Annotated in this window: 19 protein-coding genes; 8 read left to right on the top strand and 11 right to left on the bottom strand. The window is 66.9% G+C overall.

Translation table 11 applies throughout. The features are described 5' to 3' along the window. The first annotated feature begins 39 nt into the window (after positions 1-39). Positions 40-3,024 (top strand): DUF499 domain-containing protein, encoded by a 2,985-nt coding sequence (locus tag ACRSBM_RS34705; protein WP_434450235.1) that lies wholly within the window; start codon positions 40-42, stop codon positions 3,022-3,024. Between the two features lie 803 nt (positions 3,025-3,827). Here the strand turns inward: ACRSBM_RS34705 and ACRSBM_RS34700 are convergent. The 9 genes from ACRSBM_RS34700 to ACRSBM_RS34660 form a co-directional block, all read right to left on the bottom strand. Then, positions 3,828-4,976: a hypothetical protein gene (locus tag ACRSBM_RS34700; protein ID WP_434450233.1), complete on the bottom strand. Its 1,149-nt coding sequence runs from the start codon at positions 4,974-4,976 to the stop codon at positions 3,828-3,830. Between the two features lie 2 nt (positions 4,977-4,978). After that, entirely contained in the window at positions 4,979-5,956 is a 978-nt protein-coding gene (locus ACRSBM_RS34695; protein ID WP_434450231.1) for a thiopeptide-type bacteriocin biosynthesis protein, read from the bottom strand. Then, complete coding sequence (locus ACRSBM_RS34690) at positions 5,938-7,125, bottom strand: lanthionine synthetase C family protein (protein WP_434450229.1); 1,188 nt, start codon at positions 7,123-7,125, stop codon at positions 5,938-5,940. Before ACRSBM_RS34690 ends, ACRSBM_RS34695 begins: the two co-directional genes overlap by 19 nt. Positions 7,126-7,145: 20 nt before the next feature. Then, a complete protein-coding gene (locus ACRSBM_RS34685; RefSeq protein WP_434450227.1) occupies positions 7,146-10,301 on the bottom strand; it encodes a lantibiotic dehydratase in 3,156 nt (1,051 codons plus the stop codon). 89 nt (positions 10,302-10,390) lie between these two features. After that, positions 10,391-10,585, bottom strand: coding sequence for an FxLD family lanthipeptide (locus ACRSBM_RS34680; RefSeq protein ID WP_434450225.1), 195 nt, complete (start codon positions 10,583-10,585; stop codon positions 10,391-10,393). Between the two features lie 23 nt (positions 10,586-10,608). Next, complete coding sequence (fxlM, locus tag ACRSBM_RS34675) at positions 10,609-11,874, bottom strand: methyltransferase, FxLD system (protein ID WP_434450223.1); 1,266 nt, start codon at positions 11,872-11,874, stop codon at positions 10,609-10,611. A gap of 142 nt (positions 11,875-12,016) precedes the next feature. Further along, on the bottom strand, positions 12,017-12,274 hold the full coding sequence (locus ACRSBM_RS34670) for a hypothetical protein (protein WP_434450221.1): 258 nt from the start codon (positions 12,272-12,274) through the stop codon (positions 12,017-12,019). Beyond that, positions 12,267-12,623: a hypothetical protein gene (locus tag ACRSBM_RS34665; protein WP_434450219.1), complete on the bottom strand. Its 357-nt coding sequence runs from the start codon at positions 12,621-12,623 to the stop codon at positions 12,267-12,269. Before ACRSBM_RS34665 ends, ACRSBM_RS34670 begins: the two co-directional genes overlap by 8 nt. Before the next feature lie 4 nt (positions 12,624-12,627). Next, a complete protein-coding gene (locus tag ACRSBM_RS34660; protein WP_434450217.1) occupies positions 12,628-13,185 on the bottom strand; it encodes a DUF4254 domain-containing protein in 558 nt (185 codons plus the stop codon). 166 nt (positions 13,186-13,351) lie between these two features. On the opposite strand from ACRSBM_RS34660, the gene ACRSBM_RS34655 reads away from it, so the two are divergent. After that, complete coding sequence (locus ACRSBM_RS34655) at positions 13,352-14,665, top strand: XRE family transcriptional regulator (RefSeq protein WP_434450215.1); 1,314 nt, start codon at positions 13,352-13,354, stop codon at positions 14,663-14,665. Next, the gene (locus tag ACRSBM_RS34650) at positions 14,662-15,555 is read left to right on the top strand and encodes a phosphotransferase (RefSeq protein ID WP_434450213.1); all 894 of its coding nucleotides are present in this window, start codon (positions 14,662-14,664) and stop codon (positions 15,553-15,555) included. The genes ACRSBM_RS34655 and ACRSBM_RS34650 overlap by 4 nt, the downstream gene beginning before the upstream one ends. Positions 15,556-15,790: 235 nt before the next feature. Here the strand turns inward: ACRSBM_RS34650 and ACRSBM_RS34645 are convergent, their stop codons facing one another. Next, positions 15,791-16,018, bottom strand: a complete 228-nt coding sequence (locus tag ACRSBM_RS34645; RefSeq protein ID WP_319987654.1) for a DUF397 domain-containing protein — start codon at positions 16,016-16,018, stop codon at positions 15,791-15,793. A 39-nt stretch (positions 16,019-16,057) separates the two neighbouring features. Further along, positions 16,058-16,918: a helix-turn-helix domain-containing protein gene (locus tag ACRSBM_RS34640; RefSeq protein ID WP_434450211.1), complete on the bottom strand. Its 861-nt coding sequence runs from the start codon at positions 16,916-16,918 to the stop codon at positions 16,058-16,060. Between the two features lie 650 nt (positions 16,919-17,568). Between ACRSBM_RS34640 and ACRSBM_RS34635 the strand changes: the two genes are divergently transcribed. The 5 genes from ACRSBM_RS34635 (at position 17,569) to ACRSBM_RS34615 (ending at position 21,874) form a co-directional block, all read left to right on the top strand. Beyond that, positions 17,569-17,901, top strand: coding sequence for a hypothetical protein (locus ACRSBM_RS34635; RefSeq protein ID WP_434450210.1), 333 nt, complete (start codon positions 17,569-17,571; stop codon positions 17,899-17,901). Between the two features lie 32 nt (positions 17,902-17,933). Further along, positions 17,934-18,767 carry a helix-turn-helix domain-containing protein gene (locus ACRSBM_RS34630; protein ID WP_434450208.1) on the top strand — a complete coding sequence of 278 codons (834 nt, stop codon included), beginning with the start codon at positions 17,934-17,936 and terminating at the stop codon, positions 18,765-18,767. 7 nt (positions 18,768-18,774) lie between these two features. Further along, on the top strand, positions 18,775-19,641 hold the full coding sequence (locus ACRSBM_RS34625; RefSeq protein WP_434450207.1) for a helix-turn-helix domain-containing protein: 867 nt from the start codon (positions 18,775-18,777) through the stop codon (positions 19,639-19,641). Positions 19,642-19,973: 332 nt separating this feature from the next. After that, positions 19,974-21,005, top strand: a complete 1,032-nt coding sequence (locus ACRSBM_RS34620; RefSeq protein WP_434450205.1) for a GAF domain-containing protein — start codon at positions 19,974-19,976, stop codon at positions 21,003-21,005. Positions 21,006-21,061: 56 nt separating this feature from the next. Then, complete coding sequence (locus ACRSBM_RS34615; protein ID WP_434450203.1) at positions 21,062-21,874, top strand: SDR family NAD(P)-dependent oxidoreductase; 813 nt, start codon at positions 21,062-21,064, stop codon at positions 21,872-21,874. Positions 21,875-22,106: the final 232 nt, after the last annotated feature.

Genomic DNA, 22,106 nt, shown 5'->3' with positions numbered 1-22,106 from the left:
CCAACGAGCGAGCAGACAGAATCGGCCAGGAGGACGGCAGTGACGAGCGTGACGCCGTGGTGGAAGGCGTTGAAAATCCGCCAGGAGATTCTCAACGCGTCCGGACAGATCGACGATGTCCAGATGTCTCTGTTCCGCGCGGTCCACGGCACAGGCACTGACAGGCCGCCGTACGCCGACGCCGGCTACTACGGTGACATCACCCACCCGACTGAGCGGCTCATCGACCTGCTCACCGAGATCGCGATCCGCGTCGGAGGCGGCAAGGACTATTTGAAGGCCCGCGCTGTCACGCGCCTCGACCAAGGCATGGGCGGCGGCAAATCACACGCCTGCATTGGGGCACAACACTTGGCGGCGAACCCAGAAGCGCTGCTCGCCACCGAGATCGGGCAGCGGGTCACCGAGCGAGCGCAGGCCAGGACAGGCAAGCCACTCGCTGCCGACCTCGACCGGCCCCACGTCGTAGTGCTCTCCTGCGACAACATGACCCCCGGAGCCGGAGTCCGCGAACTCGACGGCCCTGCGATCAACCTGTACGAGCGGTTCCTATGGCGGCTGTTCTCCAAGGACTATGCGCTCTTTGAGCGCTACCAGCCGTTCTGGAGTGATAAACACAAGATCGCCGAAGCCATTGCTGCGGTGCAGCGGCCTTTGCTGATCGTCATCGACGAGCTGCTCGACTACATCGGCAATGGGCTCGACGGCTCAAACAAACCTGACCTGGCAGCGCAGGACATGGCGTTCTTGCGCGCTCTGCTCGACGTCGTCAACGATGTCCCACATGTGGCGATGGTGGTCGTCATGATCGCCTCTGACACCGATAAGACCGCGTTGTCGCCTGCCGCGCAGGGACGGCGAGACGACCTCAACAGCCTCCTTGAACGCAACGGCACTCCCGCCACGGTCACCGAGGTCGGCGACTTCGCCGACATTCTCCGCCGACGACTCTTCGAGATCGAACCATCAGCGGACGTCCTCGCCGACACCGCCGCGCTCTACGAACCGATGCTGGCGGACAAGTCCTGGGCCAAACACGTGTGGGAAGCCACCGGGGCGGACTGGCGCCGTCGTTGGACTGAGGAGGTCGCGGCCTGTTACCCGTTCCACCCGATGCTCATGAGTCTCGCAAAAGAAGAGTGGAGCAAAGTCACAGGTTTTCAGCGAGTCCGGTCAACCATTCGGATCTTCGCCGCCACGGTCTACGCTCAACAGCAGCGCGGCATCGCTGGACAGTGGGTGCCAGCACTCATCGGCCCAGGTGACCTTCCGCTGTCCGACAGCGCGGTGCGCGAGGCGATCCTAGGTAGCGGATTGGTCGAAGACGAGCGCACCAGTGCCAACTACCGGAGCCTCGCCGAGATCGAGGTCATTAACCACACCGATACCTCCGGCACGGCTCGTCGACAGGATCTCGAACGGCCCACCACTCCCTGGGCCAACACCAATCCGCGGGCTGCTGAGCGCGCGGCCACCTTTATCTTCTTGGCCAGCATCGTCGGAACTTTGCGCCCCGGCCGTGGTCGTGGCGCGAGCGCTCCCGAAGTCAAAGCCGCGACCAGCGTTCCAGACCTCAACTACACGATTACCGACGCCGACAGTGTTGTTGACGAACTGGTCAACCCCGACCGCGGAATCAGCGCACTCGACATCATCCCAGGACAGGGAAACAACAAGCCAGCGCGGTACTTCCTCTCCACGCGACTTACGCACCGGATGCTGGTAAACAATATCCGACGCACTATCACCGACACCGAGCGTGACCAGGTTTTTGCCGACTTCGCGGAAAAGCTTGCCAGCAACGGTCCCTTCCGCGAGCTGCGGTTCGTCCCTGCTGATCTGCGGCGAGACGCGACCGATGTGCTGATCACGAGTGGCCTCGACGTCGCCCACACCACACGGCTTGTCGTGCTCGACGCAGCCCAGTACAGCCTGCGCAACGGCATGGAGAAACCCACGATCGAGGCGCTGAAGGTCGCCATGGGACTCGGCGATGGCGCTCAGCAACTTCCCATCCAATGGGCGAGCAGTGCCGTGTTCGCCGTAGTGAACACACAACGGCGCGGACTGGCACGAGGACTCGCCGCGGAGTACCTGGCGCGCCAACGGGCCCTGGCCGCACCCGAGGTGCAGAACGACGATGAACTCAAAGCCACGGGAACTAGGGAACTTACCGCCGCCCGTGCACAGCTGGAGAAGGCGCTCAAACGGGCCTACCAGCATGTCGTCTACCTAGCGCAGCCAGACCCTGACGGTGAACGACGTTTGGATCAGATCACGTTCGATGATGACAATCTTACGGCTCTCGATGGAACAAGCGTCTGGAAGGGCCTAGCCGCCAAAGACAAGGTGTTCGATGCGGGCCAGTTCGGCGTCAAAGCGCTGCTGCACAACCTGCGGGACCAGGACTACGGGAAGACCCTGTCCGACATTCGCGCCGCCTTCTACAGCACGCCACGACTTCCCCTTTTGTACGGAGGCGATTCGGACCTTCGGCAGGTCATTTACGACGCCGTAAACGAGAGTCTGCTTAGCGTGGTTGACGGGGCCGGCACCGAGGTCGTTGTCACTGCGCCCGGCCAAGTGAACCTATCGAGTACAGGCCTTCGGCTGGCCAAACCCCAACCCAAGACATGCCCGAGTTGTGGTCAATCGTCACACGACGGCAACTGCGCGCCGAGCGGCGTCGCCAGTAGCGGGAACGGCCAAACCGGCACCGGCACATCATCCCCGCCGAGCAAGGGAGAGGGGACACAAGCGGGAGCCGCGAGCGGTGGTAGTACGGCGCCCCCGGCTGCGAAGGATCGACAAGTCTCCTTCGCTTTCACCAACAATCTTCTTGCGAGTGCCGACAACGCAGACAAATTCGCGGCACTGTTTCGGAGTGTTTACATGGCGCTGGACGAGAGGCAGATCAGCTACTTGCAGGGAACAATCCAGCTGGTACTTCAAGCTGAGGCCGCCGATCATCTCCAGCAGCGACTTGAAGAGCTGGGAATCCCCGGCTCCTTCAAGGAGATCTGAACCGGTTGCGCCTGCGGTTAAGCATTGCTCGCGTCCAAGGGAACAAGGTTGCGGGCGACTAGGTCCGGAGGGATCGCCGCGTCGGTTCCACGCTGACGCGGTCCGTCCGCAGAGCCAAGCACGGCGCGTCCAGCGAGTATTGAGCGTCCCCCGCTTGTCCGAGAGATCCAGTGCAACAACAAGGGTGCCGTCCGGTTTGATCGGTGGCGCGGTGACCAGATCGATCTCGTCTGGACTCGACGCCACACCCAGCCACGCGCTGGATCGTCCCAGACAACTTGCTCGCCAGGCGGGCTTCGCGTCGCCGGCTAGTGGCCCGGCGGCCTGCAGATCATCGAAGCCTTGCCCACGTGCCCTTTCATGGTCGGGCCTTCGATCCGCACCGAGGTTTCCCGGTCGGTGGTTGCGCCGACCGAACGCCGCTTGCGCACCAGCGCGTCGCGGTCGAGACACACGCTCAGATCGCGCTCGACCCGATCCAGAACATCCGCTGTTGGTAGGACCGCAGATTTGGAGGCAGTGACGATGGCACAGACGTCGGCCTTCCGAGAGGCCTTTGCGGATCCAACGCGGCGTGTCCGTGTTCAGGACGCGGTCAATCCGAGGCGCATCTCTGAACGGTACGGCTAGAACGCCGGGTAAGACATGATCGCGGTGGGCGACGCCACCCGGTGCGGTGATCAAGCGATCACCGATGCGTCTCTCGAACTCGTCGATGATGCTGGCCGGGAACCATCCGATCGGCCATCTGAACGTGCCAACATGACGATCAGTCCGGCAGAACGGCGTTCGGTCTGGCGTGATCACACTCGCATGACCGGTTGCTCAGGTTGCCGCAGCGATGCACAAAGTGCCTGAGCGGCGACACGCGTCGAGACGAGCAGGCTCTGCCGTAGAGATCCCGGTATCGCTCCAGTTCCCAGGCCGGAGGCGGTCAGCAGGTCGGTGAGCGCTACGCGCTGGCCCTCGGTCACTGCGGCTCGTGTGTCGGGGTGTCGCAGAACTTCCCGAGCGGCGTAGCCGTCGCCTGACGCGATCGCCTCATCGGCCACCTGGGCGAGCACCCGGCTGGATGCCGCGGGGTCGACGGTGTTGGCGAGAGCGGCCACGCAGAGCCCGAGTTGTGCGCGAAAGAATGCGTAGCCAGGCATCGGCTGGTTTTCGATGAACCGCGTGATCATCGCAGTGACGTCACGCAGCTTCGACGTGCTGTCTGGATTACCGCACATCACCTTCAGACAGGACGCGACCTGGAGCTCCCAGGGCTGCTGCGGTGTGCAGTCAGCCAGTGCCATTTGTGCTCCCGGCAAGTTGCCGCTGATGAGGTGGTCCATGATCGCGGCTTGACGGCCCTCCATGAGGTGCAGGCCGATCCCGCGGTGGGCTTGGGCATGGGCGACTGCGTCGTCCCATCGTCCGGAGAGTGTCAGGGCGCGGACGCCGTCGCTGATCAGGTGTAGCCAGACCCATTCGTGCAGCTTGTGCCGCTCGGAGCGGTCTCCGGTGAGTCCGGTCAGTGGCAGCGTGCGTCCCTCGATGACGAGATCGGTGCTGGAGCGGACGGCGCGGTAGATCGCGGTGAGCAGCCGCAGTGCCTCGGCGCCGTCATGGGCGCGCAGTTGCAGACGGACGAGGTTGATGACCGGTTCGAGCATGTAGCGGGCGTGGAGCACGGTGAGCGGGCGGGTGGCGAGGTAGAGGTCGATGTGCTGCCAGCACAGTTCGCGGGCCAGGTTTGGCAGGCCGCAGTCGCTGGCGATCAGCGCAGCCTTGTTCATGGCGTGGGCGCCTTCGGTCAACTGGTCGGCACCGTCGTGCTCGGCGGCGCGGGCGATGTCGGCGATCTGCTCGACGCGTTGGGGCAAGGACGGGCAGGAGGGTCGGGGACGGCCCACCAGTGGGAAGCGGCGGATCACAGCGGACAGCGTGGCCGAATTCGGCGTAGTGGTCATGGTCAGCTCCGGGGAAGCAGGGCAGTGGCCGCGGCGCGGGCGAGGATGCCCTGGCTGGTGGCCGATAGGCCGAACCGGTTCCAGTGGAAGATCGCCACGTGGGTGAGGATTGCCCGCAGACCGCGGTCCAGGAGGCCCTTTCCGGCGTCATGACCGAGCTGCTGGCCGGCTGACCGCAGCGCCGCGAGCCACGGAGCGGCGTGCGCTACCGGCCCACCAGATGTGAACAGGTCGCTGTCGGTCAGGTTGGGGATCGACAAGAGCACGCGCACGTTGTCGACCAGATTGCCGATGCGAACTGTGTCGGTGTCTGCGGGTGCGGGACGCATCTGGGCGACCCGGTCGAACACGTCGCCGCACTCGAAGGTGTCGAGCCCGGCGGCGCGCATGAGCCCGTTCAGCAGCAGGATGGACAGTTCCCGACGGCCGAGTCCAGGGCTGTCCTGGCACAGGTAGTCGAGAGCACCCGCGCTGTCGGCGCAGAACAGGTCGTGGACGGTGTCCATGCCGATCGTGCCGCCAAAGGCGGCGGTCTCCGGCTCGTACACCGTCGACCACCAACGTTCGATGGCTCCGGCGCAAACTAGTTCGTCGAGAACGTGGTCGACTGCCGCGGTGTCCGCGTGGGACAGCCGCAGCCGCCAGCAGGGGTATTTGCGCAGAAACCACCATCCTGCCACTGATCTGTCGGCACGGAGGCGGTTCAGGGCCGGTTTGAGTGCCGTGGTGGCTATCGCCTCGGTGGCCGACCAGTCGGCGAACTGGATGCGCACTTGGTACCAGGAGTTTTCGTGCTGCCGTTCCAGTGCCGCGAGTCCGGCGGCCTGGTAGACGCGTGCGGCGTCGTCGAGGTCGCCTGGGTTCAGATCGTGCTGTGCCGCAATGGCTTGTGGGTCGGCACCGGCGAGAACCGCCAGCACGGGGGTCACGAACACGGCGGGCGCTGGGGTTGGGCTGGTGTTCAGGTGATCAGCAGGCATGCGTCCCATCCCGTGTGAGGCGGCGTGCCGTGCCGCGCGGTCTCGAGCGCCAGTTCCACTCCGGCGCGTCCGGTCAGCAGCCCACCCGCGTCTGCCTGGTCGTCGTTCTGGTCGCTGGCCGGTGGTACGTACCGGGTGAGCCGATCGGATAGCGCGGGGAGTAGTTCGGCGAGGCCAGGGCCGGGAGCATCGAGACACGCGCGGTAGGCGGTCTGGTAGATCCCGGCGAAGCCGTGGCACAGGCTCGGTTCGGTGATCCTGTCGAGCTGGGTGTCGGTCAGGCTCGCGGCCAGTGCGTCCTCTGCGGCGTGCTGGCGTTGCGGATCGTCGGTGGCCAGGGCGGCTAGTTGCAGGGCGCGAGCGATGCCGACTGTGCCGTAGCACCAGGAGGGTCGACCGGAATGTGTCCGGGCGGGGCGGCCCGCATGCAGTTCTTCGCGGGTGATCCACTGCGGCCACCACGGTCCGTCCGGCCCGTCTTGACGCCACCGGTCGAACCACTGCGTCAGCTCGGCGATCGCCTCGCGCTGCCCGTCGACCACACGACCGTCCACAGTGGCCAGAGCCAGGAAGGACAGCATCCCGGCCGTGCCGTGGGCCATGCCGAAGTTCGCGTGCCCTCCAGGAGTGGGCACGATCTTGTCTGGGTCGTGTGCCGCCCACCAGCCCGGAAGCTCGATGCCGTCCTCGTTGTATGGCTGGGTGGCCAGCGTGACCACGTACCGCAGGATTGCGGCCAGTTCGTCGCTGCGCGGGTGGTAGCGCAGCAGCAAAGCGCCGATGCCGGTGAGCCCGCGGAACAGGTCGTACTCGGCGAACGCGGCAGGCTTGCCGCGTTCGATCCGGGCGGCGGCGCTGTCCAGGCGACGTCGGGTCAAGCGCAGCACGTGCTCGTCCATTGTCTGGCTGGCCGCGCGGTAGCGAGGGTGGCGGTCGGCGGCGGCCTGCAGGAGGAATGCCACGGCGGGCGCCCCGTAGTACAGGCCGGTGTCGTCGTCGGCATCGACGTTGCCAGAGGCGACACGACGGAGGTGGGCGTGCGCAGTTGGCCAGTCGCCGCAGCCGGTCCAGGCGCGCTCGATGTGCAGCAGCGCGGTCCCGGCCGCGCCCCGAGCCAGAGACTGGCGAGCCACGTCGTCGGCGGTCAGCGTCACCGCAGCGCCCGGCACGCCGTGATTCGCGCCGGGCGTCACCGGTCACCGGCCGTGGCGAGCAGGCGCAATGCGACCGCGCGGGCGAGGCGTCCGGTCTCCTTCTCGAACGTCGGATCGACTCCGACAGCGCGAACGTGGTGTTCGTGCAGCAGCGTGCGCAGCACCCCAGCCGGCTCTCGCCCCTGCTGGCACAGAACATCGCGATAGGTGCTCAGCGCGGTGTCTCGGGCCCTCCAGGCTGTGGCGACCGTGCCACCGCCTAGTAATGCGCGAACGCCCCGGTGCTGCTGGTCGGGGTCGGCGAGGGTGAGAGCGTGGTCGCGCAGCGTCCGCTCCAACGGGCCGTGTTCCTGCCGCAGGCAGTTCAGCAGCGCCCGGTAGCCGGCCGCCGGATCGGATGCGAAGGCTGCGGCCAGGTGCGCCATCGAGACCGCGGCCAAGGCCTGGGTGGGAATCCCGGTCTCCTGCGCGGCGGTGAGCTGGGCGATGGCGGCCGCAGTGTCGGTGGTGAACACCCGCTCGGCCGCCGTCAGCGCGGGACCGTCGCCGTAACGGGCGGGATGCTGCGGTGAGGGCGCGAGGGTGAGCTGTCCGGGAAATCCTCGCGCGTCCAGATCGGTCGCGAACCTGGCCAGCCTGGCGGCGACGGCTCCGTAGTGCTGCGCGTTGTTCAAGCGCACGAACACGGCGAGGTGCTGATCGGCCTCGGGCCGGAGCATGTCGCGGTGCCGCCGAACCCACCAGGCCTCAACCGGGCTGTCCTGGTCATGTGGGCCGAGCAGTTCGGCGAAGAACCGGGGCAGGTGCGCGGTGAGGATTTCGTCGAACCGCGCCGGGTTGCCCACCAATTGCGCGTGCAGCACAGCGGAATCGCCAGGCTGAAGGGCCGGACCGGGTGCCATGGTGGCGGGCAGAGGCCGTGCTGACGGAGTGATCGCGGTCATCGGGATCAGCAGCTCCGCTGGTCGCCCGATCCAGCCTTGTCCATCGGGCGGGCCGTCCTCGTGCAATTCGACCCGCTTAGCTCGCCGCAGGCGGGCGTGCAGCAGGACTTGATCGAGTTCTTGGTCGAGGTCCAGCGGCAGGCGCAGCTCGCCGTGGACCAGCACGACCCGTGCCGGTATCCGCGATCGCAGTCGCCAAGCCCGCAACGCCTCCTGTTCGTCGTGGGCTCCTGGCCCTGCTGCGAGGTCGGCGGCGGTGAGTATCCAGCGGGCGGCACAGAGCACCGTGCGCCCGTAACGAATGCGTGGCACATAGGGCAGGACACGCGCGGCGCCGAGGTCGAAGCCGCGGAACACCGCGCTGCGGGCATCGGCGACCTCGGCGAGGAACCGGGCCAGCGGAGGACTCTGCACGGCGGTGTCCAGCGCGTGCGGAATTCGGGGGATCACCCGCCGGCCGGTGGAAACTTGCACCAGGTACATCTGCTCGGCATCAGCGGTGACCGCCAGGTCATCCACACCGACGACGGTGAGATCTGGGCGCATCGGATCGGGATGCTCGGACAGCGAGACGACGTCGCCGAGCAGCGGCGGCACCCGCACCACATTCTCGTTATGGGGACGACGCGGCGGGAAGGACAACTGCACCGCCACCACGTCCGCTACCACCGTGCCCGCCTTGTCACGGTCGGACGCGGGCCGCGCGGATCCTGCGGTGTAGGTCGCGGCCAGCCGAGCCTGATCGTGCTCGTCGAGCAGGTGGGTGAACCGTCCGGCCATGCTGGTGCAGGACCGTGGCGAGGCGGTGACCCGCAGGTCGAACTCACCGCGGTCGATCGCCGCAGTCGACGCGGCGCGCACCTCGATGCCCAGTTCGACCCGTTGGGGGGCAACGACATCGGCGTGCTTCCCCACAGTCAGCGCTTCGATGTCGGTGTCGGTCAGCTCGATCTCCGGCGCCCCGGTCATCGTGGCTTGCTGGATCAACGCCAGCAGGGCTGCGTCGCGATCGGTCAGCACCCGCCACGCGGGCCGGGCACGGGGCGCGCCGAGGAAGCCGGTGGGATAGCCGAGACCGGAGTCGGCCACCAGGTCCCGCACCGGCACCAGCGCGCCGGGGCCGTAGCGGGCGCGGAACCGGGCGTGATAGTCCAGCCACGCGGCCGTTCCGAAGGGTTGCGTGGTGGTGCGCAGCAGCACGGAGGCGGCACGCGCAGCCTCGTCGAGCACCCGCTCGGGAACGGTGATCGTTGCGTCGATGTGCACGTCGGTGGCCAGCGCGTAGCTGGCTGCGGGGACAAGAGCGTTCATTCGGGCGGCGAGCGCCGCCCAGATTTCTCTCGCCTGATCGGGGTCGGCGATGGCGTTGTGCCGGGCGAGGTCGGCGGCGATCGCGTCGAGTTCGCGCAGGTCGTCAGCGACCTCGTCGAGGGTGTCTCCTTCGGCCGCGCGCAGGACGCCGACCAGGTGGGCCAGGCCGTTGCCGCTGGTCATCGAGGGCCGCAGGCTCGTGATCAGCACACCGGCGTCGATCAGGCCGTGCAGCAGCGCCTCGATCTTGGCTGTGGGCGTGGACGGGAACGCAGCGGCCAACTGGCCGGCCAGCGTGTCGAAGTGGGTCGGCGAAGCCGCGCTGTCCAGAACGAACCGCACAGGTTGGGTGAGCCGTACCGAGGACTCCCGTAGCGGTCCGGGAGTAGCGGCGCCGACCTCGGCCCGCCGATGGACGATCACGCGCCCGTCGCGCAGAAATCTCGCGTCGTCCACCACCACTGTCAGCCGCGAGCGCAGTCCGTGGTGCCGATCGAGCCGGTCGATCACCGTGGCCAGCCACTCGCCGTCCACCCGCGTCACGGCCCGGTGCCGTGTGCCCACCGTGGCCAGCGCGGGGCCGACACCGCCGACCCCGACCCCGGCGAAGTCGCCGAACGGTGTGGCCCGCCGCTGCCAGCGCAGCACGTAGGACGCCACGGAGAGCACGGCGCGGCGTAGCTCCTTGGCGGTGTGCCCGGTGTCGCCGTCGCCGAGGATCTGGTCGAGACGAGCGCCGAGGATGGGGCTGGCCAGCGTCAGTGCGCTGCGCACCTCCGGGCGGGCCCACACTTTCGCCAGCCACGCACGGCTTTCCTGCTGCACCGCTGCGGGGTCGTCCAGGCGCAGATGCGTCGGGGGGTCGAGATCACCGGGATCGGTGGTGACGCGGGTCAGGACGAGGCCTGTGTGCTGGTATCGCGGGGACACGGTCATGGCGTTCGGCTCTCCTCACCCGGTGGCCAGGGCAGCGCCTGCTGTCGGCGCCTCAGGCAAACCGGGGCGCCGACGGCAGACGGGGTGGATCAGAACGGGTCGTTGGAACCCGAGGCGCACGCGCTGGTGTTGCAGGTGTCGCCGCACCCGTCGCTCGTGTCGCAGGACATGATCACGAGCCGCGTGGTGGACTCCACCACGCGCATGTCCAGTTCGAACTCCCCGTCATCAACGTTTTCCGGGCTCTCCAAGGCCTCCGTGAGCGGGGCCAGTGCTGCCGACATTCGTGTTCACTCCTCGTTTTCGGTCACTGCAAGGCGCCCTGGTCATCGGAGACGTTCGCCGCCGACGGCCAGGAGATCGTGGCAATGCCGTGCGTCTTGGACAGCACAGCGGTTTTCTCGCCGAACTCGGGAAGCTGGGAGCCGGTCGGCCAGTAGGCGAAGGTGGGCTCGGTGTCGCGGCCGTGGCGGTCCCATGCCTGGATCTGTTCGGCCATCGCGGTCGCGGCGTCCTCGCCGTGCGTTCCGTAGGCCCGTGCGCCGAACTCCGCCGCGCCGCCTTCGGGGACCGTGCGAATAGCCAGGTAGGCGAACGAGTCGCCGTGCACAGCGGCGAAGGGGAACCATCCCTTGCGTTCGGCGGCCATATCGGTGCCCTCGTCCGCGGCGAGCTTGCAGAATCCAGGCAGGAACGCGGCGAACCACAGGTGCAGGTCGGCGAAGGACACGCCGTGCTTGATCGTGACGCCGGTCCACACGTCGGTGCGGTCGGTCGCCAGCGCCCCGTCCAGCAGGCTCATATCCTGCGGCACGTCCTGGTCGAAGCGCAGCTTGACGTGGTGACCGTTGCGGTCGGGCAGCTGGAAGACCCGCTCGTCACGGGCGCCCTCGCCCTGCATCGGGACGAACCCGGCCACCTCGGCTGAGGTGCTCACCAGGTGGTCGCCCTCGCGGCGGAAGGCGATGACGCGGGTGATCCCGTTCATCCGCAACGGGACGACGATCCTGCCGCCCTCGGCCAGGTGCTCCAGCCAGGCCGGCGCGAGGTCCCAAGCGCCGACCGTCACCAGGATCGCGTCCACCGGCGCGTCGAGGCCCGGCAGCGGGTTCTCGGCGTCGGCCTGCACCACGGTGACCCGGCTGCCGTAGCCGGTCGCGTCCAGCAGTTCCCGTGCCCGGTCGGTCACCTCCGGGTCTATGTCCACACTGACCACGTGCCCGTCCAGGCCGACGACTTCGGCCAGCAGGGCAGCGTTGAAGCCGCCGGATCCGATCTCCAGCACGCTCATGCCCGCGGTGAGATCAGCCTGTTCGATCATCCGGGCCTGGATGTAGGCCGCGCTGGTGGAGGAGATGATCACGCCGTCCGGGGCGTGCTTGATCGCGACCGAGTTGTCGACGCTGTAGGTGACGTCCAACGGTGTTCCCTCGGCGACGAACTGGTGCCGGGGTACCGTGCGGAAGGCCCGCTCCACTGCCGATGACGTGATCTTCTTCCTGGCAATGAGCGTGTCCACCAGGGCATTGCGGAACTCTGCGGCGCTGGCGTCGTCGTGTCGGAGTGTGTTCACCTGGTTACTCTTTCAAAGGCGTTGTTCTTGAATGCGGACTTGTTGACCCGTCCCTGGTCATGAAGCCGCCAGCACGCGACGGTCGACCGGCCGGCGGAAGCGTGCCTGCCGGCCCGGTGTGCGGGAGGACCGCCAGCGGAAATCAGGTGCTGGTGGCGATGGTCCAGACGGTGCAGGGGTGGCGGCGGGGTCGGCGCCACGAGGAGCAGTGCGGGCAGCGGCCATGCCCGTCAGGAGCGTGCAGGTCGAGCAGAACGCGCCACGCACTGGTCAGCCTGGTGATCTCGGTTTCGGCGAGGGCGGCTCGGGACGGTTCGTCGCCGTCGACGGCGAGGCGGTCGACGTAGTCCAGGCGTTCATGCACGGCGGTCCACAGCGTTGAGGCCAGGTGCTCATCCATGACGGAACTCCTCGTCGAACCAGGTATCGGATGACAGGGTGGACTGCGGCGGCCAGGGCTGGGGCACGTCTTGGGGCTGTCCGGGCGGCGGCCACAGCCGGGGATGCAGATCCAGCGGCACGAACTCGGCCAGCCGCAGCCGCGCGCCGATGACCTTCTGCGCGGCGGCATCGAACCCGGCGCAGGGCCAGCACTCGGTGCGGCACAACGAACAACCCCACTGCTGCGCCGGAGGCGGGAGGTGCGCGGCCAGATCGTCGAGAACACCGGCGACCCGTCCGGCCGGGCTGTCTGCCGCGAGGACGACGGCGACGACCTCCCGTATGGCGATCTCGCGTGTCCCGCCCATCGGGTCACGCCACCACGTCCGGGGTGGTGATCGCCTGGCAAACGGGCAGGCGGCGCCGCCTGCTCTGCAGGTCGGTGATCAGGTCGTCGTAGGCGCGACACAGCTCGGTGAGTTGGTGAAGCGCAAGGGTGATCCCGGGATCGGCCGGCTCGTCGTCGGAGAGCAGCCGCCAGCGCGTCCACACGCCGCAGAGCCGGTTGATCAGCCGCCCGAGCGTTTCGGTGTGCAGCATCGCGGTCCTCGGCTCGGCGAGCACGGTGGCCGCCCAGATGTCGATCTGTTCGGCCAACACCGCACAGCCGGTGTCTCGCGCCGCGATAGTGCGGGTGGCGCAGGCCAGCACGTGGTCGTCGGCGTGCGGGTCGTGCACGAGCCGGTGGGCGACGGCGCGCATCCAGTGTTCGCCCGCAAGCCTCGCCGCGGCGATGAGCACCGGGTGCAGTGCGGTGACCTCAGCGGGGTGGCTGAAGGCCCGCACCACAGTCGAGGACCGCGGCAAGGCAGCGGGGGTGTCCGGGATCGCCGTGTCGTGTCCCGGCGCGGCGAGAGCGAAGGTGGTCATGCCTTCGACCATTGCCTGGAATCGGGCCGCACGGATCGTCGGGAAGCGGGGATGTCAAGGGGAGGGTTCGGGGATGGTTAGAACCATCCCCGCCCAGTGGCCGGTACTGGTTCGGTCACGTTTCGTGTAACGATGACGCCTGTCGCATAAGGGAAAGGCCAGGACAGTGCCGACGGCGAACGATCAACTGCGGAACGCGCGGGAACGCACCGAGTCCCCGTCGTACCCTGGTGAGCGCCTGTCCCGCCAAGAGCTCGCCGAGCTGGTCAACGCGCACGTCTGGCAACAGCACCGCAAGACTGTGGAGATCGACGCCAACTACGTCGGCAAGCTCGAACGAGGCGTCATCCGGTGGCCCGACCCGCTGTACCGGGAGGCGCTGCGTGCGATCCTCGGGTCATCCAATGACGCTGCCCTCGGGTTCAGCAACCGGCGCCGCGCGGTGGTAAAGCTGGCAGATGTGGACCGCAAGCAGTTTCTGCGCACCGCCGCCCTAGGGGTCAGCTCGCTCGCGCTGGCTCCTGTCGCCGCCCTGCTGGAGGGCGCCGAACCTACCCCTGTGCCCGCCCGCGTCGGGCAGACCGAGATCGAGCAGATCCATACCGCCGCCAGAGTCTTCGCTGGGTGGGACCACACCTACGGAGGCGGGCTGGCACGTGAAGCCGTGATCGCCCAGCTCCGGTTCTCCGCCGGGCTGCTGGAGGCCGACTGTCCGGCACGGCTGCGCGGCGCGCTACACAGCGCGGTCGGCTATCTCGGCCACACCTGCGCGTTCATGGCCTTCGACGGCTACGCCCACGGCGACGCCCGCCGCGCTTTCCGCTTCGCGCTCGCCTGCGCGGAACAAGCGCAGGACTGGCATCTGCGTGCCAAGATTCTGTCCTCCATGGCACGCCAGGCCATCTGGGTCGGCCAGCCCGACGAAGGACTGACGCTGACCGAACACGCCCTGGTCAGGGCCGACCGGCTGACCGCGACCGAACGCGCGATGCTGCACACCGCCCACGCACGCGCCCTGGCCAAGATGGGCCGCATGCGTGAGACGTTGATCGCCGTGGGCACCGCCGACGACCAGTTCGCGCGCAGCACGCCCGTCAACGACCCCTCCTGGATGGCGTACTACGACGCCGCCCAGCACGCCGGCGACACCGGGCACGCTCTGTTCGACCTCGCGGTGCACGGCCGATCCCCTACCGAGGCCACGGCCCGGCTGTCGGCCGCAGTCGCAGGGCACACCGCGGCATTCGCCCGATCCCGCGCGATCTCGCAGATCAAGCTCTCCTCGCTGACGATGGCCACCGGTGACCCGCGCGAGGCAGCCGCGATCGGCACCGCAGCCCTGGACACCGCTGGCACCATCCGGTCCCGCCGGGCCGCCGATGACCTACGCGAACTCGCGCGCATCGGGACACGGCACCAAGCGGTGCCCGAGGTCCGCGCGCTGCGACACCGCATCACCTCGCTCGTGCTGGCCTCATGAGCATCGGCATCGACCAGCAACAGCACCGTGTCCTGATCGAGGCCTGCGCCGTGGCCGGTCTCGATCCGGGCGGGGCCGAGCCCATCAGGCTGGGCGAGAATGCGATTTTCCGGCTGCCCGGCGGGGTCGTCGCCCGCATTGCCCGTCCCGGCCAACTCGCCGCAGCCCGCAAAGAGGTCCGCGTCGCCCGCTGGCTGGCCGAGCAACACGTGCCCGCCGTCCGCGCAATCGACATTGCCGACCAGCCTGTGCTGGTCGGCGAACGGGCCGTGACATTCTGGGAGGAGCTGCCCGCCCACCGCCACGGCACTCCGGCGGAGGTCGCAGAGGCGATCCGCCGCCTACACGATCTTCCTGTCCCGGCCGACGTGCCCCTCGACGGGCTCGATCCGTTCGTCCGGCTTGCGGAGCGGATCGACACGGCCACCACCCTGCCTGCCGACGACCGGACATGGCTGCACAGCCACCTCGACAACCTGCGCACCGCGTACGCCGAACTACCGAAAGGGTTGCCGTCATGCGTTGTGCACGGCGACGCATGGGTCGGCAACGTTGTCGCCACGGCGCGCGATGAGGTCGTCCTGCTCGACCTGGAACGGTGCGCGGTCGGCCCGCCGGAGTGGGACTTGATCAGCACCGCCATCAAGCGCACCAGCTTCGGATGGATTACCGCCGCCGACTACCAGGACTTCTGCCGCCGCTACGGCCACGACGTCACCACCTGGCCCGGCTTCGCGCTGCTGCGCGACATTCGCGAGTTCCGCATGACCTGCTACATCGCCCAACGCGCCGCCGAACACGCCAAGGCACAAGCCGAAGCTCAGGTGCGTGTGGACTCCCTACGCGGCCGGGCGGGCCCCCGCCCGTGGGCATGGACACCGGCGTTGTGAGCGACATTCCTTGGACCAGAACACCGACTGCCCGAGCTGGGAACAAATTCGCGGCGTCCGCCGCTGCACGCGTACCGACACCGTGACCAGTGAGTCGGCCGATCTCCTCCCGGTACACCGTGCATCGGTCCCGGCGCGGCGGCTCAGTCCGTCGCCGCGCGCTGGAACCATGAGCAACCATGAGGGCAGGCGTGTCCGGCTCGACCCGATCCGCAGCCGGGTCGAGCCAGACAGGTCAGAACTCGGCCGCTTCCGATCGAGGTCCGTTCACCCAGGACCTGAACTGGCCCCACGCGATCGTCCCGAAAGCGAGCTGGCCTCCGCTGGGAGCCTTGGAGTCACGCACACCTGCCTGGTCAGCTCCAAACCTGACCTCGACGCAGTTGCTCTCCTTGGGCTGGCTGTAGGAGGACTTGAACCATGGCGTGAACGCGATATCGGGTCGTGCTGATGGCCCGTTCATCTCGTGAGCCGTTCCTTCCGCTGTTGCCGTCACCAACCGTCACAACGGCAGCGGCCCGCCCACGAAGTTGAGGAAGTTCAGCGCTTGATCCGACTCAAGTGCGATCTTCTCCTGCATGCGCCAGAGGTCCAGGTACCTCTTGACGATCTTCGGGTCATGAAGGACCGCCTGCTCGTCGTACCGTTCAGCGTAGACGAGGTGCAGCTCCGGTTCAGCTTGATATGTGGCGAGCTGGTAGTCGGCTTCCTGGCCTTCGTAGAAGCCATGGCTGAACGGTATGAACCGGAGACTCACGTTCGGCAACACCGCAACCTCGGCGAGGCGGGTGAGCTGACCTGCCCAAATCCCGGTGGTGTCCGAGATCGGGCTGACCCGCGCCAACGCTGCCTGGTCAATGATGAACTCGAAGCGCTGGCCGGTGTTGGCGAGTACGTCTTGGCGGCGAACACGAAGGTCGACCAGACGATCGATCTCTTCAGCGGCGAGCCCAGCCGCTTCCATGAGGTAGCGCATCAGCTCGGGCGTCTGGAGCACACCCGGAATCAGCATGCTCGCCTTGCTGCGGATCAAGGTTGCGGTGCGGTCCATGTCGACCAGCTTGCGCATCGCCTCGGACTTGAACTTCCAGCGCAGGTCGGACTTCTTCGCCTGGGCGGCGCCGAGTTCGGCGTGATGCGCGATCTGCGTCCAGGTCGCCGCTTCGCCACCCAGAACGGATCGAAGCTTCTCCAGGAGTTCGGTCGTGAAGTTTTTCTGACCGCGTTCCAGTTCGGCTTGCGTCGGCTGACTCCATCCGCACGCCGTTGCGACTTCACGTTGCGTGCGTTCGCCACGCAGCGCTTCGAGCAGTCGACCGCACTGGATGTTGTGGATGAAGGCTGGCATCTCCGCGGACGCCATGCGTGTACCTCCTGAACAGAGCATCGGGCCCGACGCGGGCACTACGGACAGTAGCAGGGCAACCATCACCATATTGGGGCATTATCGGATTCCGATATCGGACTATAAGCTGTCGATGTCGGACGTTCAGCTGGGCATACGTGGCGGGAGGTAGCGGATGATCTCCGATATCGAAAATCTGAGCTCGGATCCTGCTGCCTCACGGTGGCTGAACCCTTCCAAGGCGCTCGTTGGTTGAGCGGCACGCCGGGAACCGGGCCTTGTTGCCGGCCTATGTTCCCTCCGCATGGCGCTGCCGCTATCCGATCCCAGCGAGCGGGGCGCGCCACGGCATGGGTTTCCCCGGCCCAGCCGTGGCGCTGCCTCAACGACGAGTGGAGGCGCGCGCATGGCGAAACCAGGGGGAGCGGTTTGCGTGGTCGTAAAACTGACCTTCGCGCAGGCCTCGGTGCTTGCACGCGCGGCGGTAGTCGTGACGTCGGCCTTGGAGTGCAAGGAGATCAACGCTGCGGATCAAGGGCTGCGCGCGTTTCGTTGCGCAGTGGCCCTGGCTTTGTCGCAAGACGTTGTCTGCGAAGCGGGCAGTCGCAGCCAAAAGCCTGAGCACGGTCCAGGACTTCGGGCCAGTTAGCCCTAGAGGGAGGTCGCGGATGAGCAACCACGTCTTGTTCGGAGGACTTCGTCGGAACCTCGATGATCACCTCGAGCGGGTGTTGCGGGTCGCGGTCGACGGTGACGCTGGGACGGCGCTAGCCGTTATGCGGCAGGACGTTCCGGGCATCGTCGCCGCGTTGCGAGCACTTGCCGAGGGGCATCAGGCGGACGAGAACGGCTATTGCGAGAAGTGTCGAAGCGGACCGTTCTGGCGTCGGATAGCGGCGCCCTGTCGGATGCTGCTCGACGTGCACCTCGCGGTCACGGTGGCGGCGACGGCGCGCAAGTGTTCTAGCCCGCAAAGCCACAGACTCCGCTCGTCCTCTTAGGACCGATATTCCTACTGGCGGAAGGGAATGACATGCCAAGAAGGATCTCCACCACACGCGGGCGCGAGTTCGGCGAGGGTGTGCGCGCGGTGGTTGCGGGCTCAGGACTGAGTTCGCGTCAGGTTGCCGAGCTGGTCGACTGCGACGAGAGCAAGGTCTCGGAAGTGTTGAACGGCAAGGTGTACCTCAGCAGACTTGAAGTCGCGGTGTTGCTGAGCGTATGCCGCCCAGAGGCCGCCGAGCGTAATCGGCTGCTCGCGTTGTACCCGACCCGGCACGTGCTGGGGTGGTGGCAGCAGTACGGGAAGTCCGCGCCGATCCGGCCGAGCACCGTGCTTGCTCACGTCGCCATGGCGAAGGAGCTGATCGACTGGCAACCGCACGCGTTGCCGGTGTTCCTGCGGACCGATGACTACGCGCGTGAGCTGATGATCGCTTCCGCCACCGTGCCGCAGGAGGAGATCGACGAACGGTTGCGTGTACAGGCCGAGATGAGGGACTTGCTCCGCGACCGCCTGGACTGCACATTCTTCATCCACGAATTCGCTCTGCGGCTTCAAGTAGGGGAGCCTGCGGTACAGGCCGAGCAGATGCTTCACCTGACGATGATGGCGAACTGGGCGCACGTGAAGATCCGCGTTGTGCCTGCCTCGGTCGGCGCGCACGCCGGGATGACTGGGGCGTTCACGCAGTTGAAGTTCCCGAAGTACGAGCCTGTGGTCTGGCTGGAAGCCTTGAACTCGCACACCTTCGTGGAGATGAAGGATTCGATCGCAGGCTACGAAGCGGTTGCTGGCAAACTCGATGACGTGAGCCTGTGTGAGCAGGCATCACTCGACATGATCAACAGACTTCAGTGCTGGTGATCTCCTTATGCCGAAGGATTTCCGGGCCACGACGCTTGAACGCGCCATCGGGCGGCAGCTGGCCGGATGGCGCGCCGAGCGCGACCTGAGCCTCGCCGAGGCCGGTCAGCGTGTGGGCTTCAGCAGCGCCAAGCTGTCCATGATGGAGAACGCGGTGCAGCCATCGGCGCCCGTGGACGTCATGGCGCTCGGCTACGTCTACCAGGTGCCGACCCCAGAATGGCAGGCAGTGCTGCTTCGCGTGCAGTACGCGGAACAAGCGCGCGCACGCGTGCAGAACAACGGCCTTGCCTTCGATCCGGCGGAGGACTTCGCGAACCTGGTGTACGAGGCCACGTCGCTACGAGTGTTTACGACGGACCTTGTTCCGACGGTGCTGCAACTTCCCGGCTACACGAGCAGGGTTACGCAGAACGACGATCCGGTGCGGACAGCGCGGCTGGCGACGGTGCGCGAGGCCTGGGCGGCACGCTTGAATGACAGGGATCCGCTGACCGTCCACGCAGTCTTCCCGGAGGCGGTACTGCGGCACGCGATCGGCGGGCCACGGGTGATGAAGGCGCAGCTGCTCCACTTGATGGAGGTCAGCGACCACGAGGCGGTGAGCCTGCAGGTCGTGCCGCGCGATGCGGGAACGTATCCGGCGATGGGATCGCCGTTCACGTTGCTGGGTTTTCCGCATCGGCAGCACAACGACGTGGTGTATCTGGAGACGTTCATCAAGGGCGAATACGTCGAGGAGCCAGGGCTGACCGAACGGTGCGCGCAGCGGTTCGCGAGCCTGCAGGACGTCGCGTTGGGGGCGGGCGAGTCGCTCGAGCTCATAGCCCAGGCGACAGCTGAGTTGGAACCGGTTGTACGTACCTGTTCATAGCGTGAGTCGCATCAGCCGAACGCCAGTGATCCACCCCCTCGGAACAGGCGCAGACAATGTGGAGATCCGGCTCGGAGCTGACCGGGTCGGTGATCGCGACTCCTCAATCCCGCAGTAACGCAGCACGGCGCTTCACCTGGATGCCTGGGCCGCCTTCACGACTTGGGTGAGCGGCAGCCGGTCACGCTGACGATGATCATTCCGCCCAGATGATTCACTCGGCGGCATGAAAATGCCGCCGCTTCGTTGCCATCTTGGAGAGGCTCCAAGCGCTGCTTCCGCGGCGAAGATACTGTGCCTGAGCAGGCCTATCTTCGACCGAGGACGAGGCGATGGCGGCTGACTGGCTGTTGGTCGAGACGTTCGGTGGTCTCCGGCGCGAGCCGACGGTGCTGGCGGCCGGTAGCAGTGCGAAGAACATGGTGTCGATTCGGTCGGTTCTCGGTCGCGGCCCGTTCCTGCCCGATGTCCAGGGTGTGATCGCGCGCGTAGTGCAGAGCCGCGAGGCGATTGAGGCTCGAACGACAGTCGGCAAGCGGCGGGTGATCGCCTACCCGCTGCAGACCTACGGTGGTGTGGTTCACGGCGTGCACGTGTGGGTGGGGCCGCTCGACGAGGATCCTCCTGTACGTGACGCGGCAGGTGCCTGGCACATCAACCTCAGCCAGCACGTCAGCAGCAGGTCGGACGATCTGCTTCGGCTGTACGGGACGAGGGCCGACAAGTGGCGCAACGAGCACGACCTGGCTGAGCTCTTCGCCTATCAGCGACTGCAGACGAACTCAGACGAGGCCAAGGCATTGGCGCTCATCGTCAACGCGAAAGCAGGTGCGGAGCACCTGGCCACCTGGACGGTGAACCGAGACGACGGTGTTCGGCGTGCGGTGCACTTCGCCTGCCGGTGCGTCGAGGTGAAGGCGCCCAGCGGCCGGGTTGAGCTCATCGTCCGGGGGATCACCCACGACATCGGCCCGGCGGAGAGCGTGCCGGCCGCGCCTCCGCCCATTCCGGTCCTTCTCGCGCAGCAGGTACTCGCAGCGGAAGCGACGCCTGGGCGTTGGCGTGCGATCGTCGACCTGCGCACGATGCGGTTGCTGAAATGGCTCGACAACCCCATGCCGGGCGTGGCTTGGACGCTCGGTGCACCACATCGCCCAGCTGTTCATCGAGCTGATCTGCGTAGAGCGGTCGGCCTCTCCAACGACCTCGCGGTGAGCGGACGCGCCGAAGGCGTCTTGCGGGTTCGCTCCGAGGACGGAGGGTGGATGAAGGTCGCCGTCTCCGCTGCGCTCATGGCGCTTGATCAACACACCACCGCAGCGCTTGTCACCCTGACCGAGCCTGAACGTGGAATGGTCGGCTGAGTTGCCGACCACGGGAAAGGTGCTGGTTCGTGAGCAGCTTCGAGGGCAAGGTCGCGGTGATCACCGGGGCCGGTGCGGGCATCGGGCGAGCGCTGGCGATTGAGCTCGCGCGACGGGGCGCGCGGCTCTCACTGCTCGATCGCGATGCTGCCGCTTTGGAAGGCGCGGTCGCACGCTGCGAAGCGCACGGCGCACGAGTGCTGGCACAGGTCGTCGATGTGACGGACTGGGACGAGATGCGGGCCGCCGCTAGCGCGGTCAACTCCGAGCTCGGCGGCGTCGACTCCGTCTTCGCTGCCGCCGGCATCATTCACCGTGGCAGCCTGCTCGACTCCGACGTGGCGGACATCGAGCACGTGATGGCGGTGAACTGGCGGGGATCGATGTACACCGTCAAGGCCCACCTCCCGTTCGTCGCCGGCTCGGAGGGTGGCCGGATAGTCACGTTCTCCAGCGCGTTCGGTCTGGTGGCGACCTCGAAGTACACCGCCTACAACTCGTCCAAATTCGCTGTTCGCGGCTTCAGTGAGGCGCTGCGCCAAGAACTCGCCGCGGCTGGCAGCGACGTGTCGGTGACGTGCGTCTTCCCGGGAGGCGTCCGAACCTCGATCGTGCGCAACGGCCTGTTCGCGGCAGGGGAGAACCGCAAGGCTGTGATCCGAGGCTTCGAGAAGCACGTCGCGCGTACCGACCCCGAGAAGGCGGCGGTGACCATCCTCAGCGGAGCCGAACGCCGTCGGGCGCGCGTCTTCGTCGGGACGGACGCACGTCTGGTAGCTGTCGTTGCACGCCTGCTCGGCGGCCACTACCAGGACTTGCTGCCTGCACTGGAACGACTGCATGAGCGGATGCGACCCCGGCAGCGATGACCTGCGAATCATGGTTCCGGTTGACGTGATCGGCACCCCTACCTACGCTACTCCAATCGGACTATTCCGATTGGGTTGGCTTTGTCGCTATCGAGCTGATCCCTAGAACGCAGCAGTGAGGCAGTCGTGGGCTGCCCTCGAACGCGATCGGGGATCGACATGGCTCGGCGAACATCCTCTGTGAAGGCTTTCCCGCTGCCAGTGCGGCGTCGCCTGATGCTTCTGGCTACCG

Source organism: Lentzea xerophila (assembly GCF_051094245.1).
In the GTDB taxonomy this organism is placed as follows: domain Bacteria; phylum Actinomycetota; class Actinomycetes; order Mycobacteriales; family Pseudonocardiaceae; genus Lentzea; species Lentzea xerophila.
Note: the sequence above shows the minus strand (reverse complement) of the source record. Positions and strands in the feature narration are given on the sequence as shown.

Coding starts and splice junctions, on each gene's coding strand:
- ACRSBM_RS34700 (WP_434450233.1), bottom strand. CDS start 4,976: ATGACCACTACGCCGAATTCGGCCACGCTGTCCGCTGTGATCCGCCGC.
- ACRSBM_RS34695 (WP_434450231.1), bottom strand. CDS start 5,956: ATGCCTGCTGATCACCTGAACACCAGCCCAACCCCAGCGCCCGCCGTG.
- ACRSBM_RS34685 (WP_434450227.1), bottom strand. CDS start 10,301: ATGACCGTGTCCCCGCGATACCAGCACACAGGCCTCGTCCTGACCCGC.
- ACRSBM_RS34680 (WP_434450225.1), bottom strand. CDS start 10,585: ATGTCGGCAGCACTGGCCCCGCTCACGGAGGCCTTGGAGAGCCCGGAA.
- ACRSBM_RS34670 (WP_434450221.1), bottom strand. CDS start 12,274: ATGGATGAGCACCTGGCCTCAACGCTGTGGACCGCCGTGCATGAACGC.
- ACRSBM_RS34665 (WP_434450219.1), bottom strand. CDS start 12,623: ATGGGCGGGACACGCGAGATCGCCATACGGGAGGTCGTCGCCGTCGTC.
- ACRSBM_RS34660 (WP_434450217.1), bottom strand. CDS start 13,185: ATGACCACCTTCGCTCTCGCCGCGCCGGGACACGACACGGCGATCCCG.
- ACRSBM_RS34650 (WP_434450213.1), top strand. CDS start 14,662: ATGAGCATCGGCATCGACCAGCAACAGCACCGTGTCCTGATCGAGGCC.
- ACRSBM_RS34645 (WP_319987654.1), bottom strand. CDS start 16,018: ATGAACGGGCCATCAGCACGACCCGATATCGCGTTCACGCCATGGTTC.
- ACRSBM_RS34640 (WP_434450211.1), bottom strand. CDS start 16,918: ATGGCGTCCGCGGAGATGCCAGCCTTCATCCACAACATCCAGTGCGGT.
- ACRSBM_RS34635 (WP_434450210.1), top strand. CDS start 17,569: ATGAGCAACCACGTCTTGTTCGGAGGACTTCGTCGGAACCTCGATGAT.
- ACRSBM_RS34630 (WP_434450208.1), top strand. CDS start 17,934: ATGCCAAGAAGGATCTCCACCACACGCGGGCGCGAGTTCGGCGAGGGT.
- ACRSBM_RS34625 (WP_434450207.1), top strand. CDS start 18,775: ATGCCGAAGGATTTCCGGGCCACGACGCTTGAACGCGCCATCGGGCGG.
- ACRSBM_RS34620 (WP_434450205.1), top strand. CDS start 19,974: ATGGCGGCTGACTGGCTGTTGGTCGAGACGTTCGGTGGTCTCCGGCGC.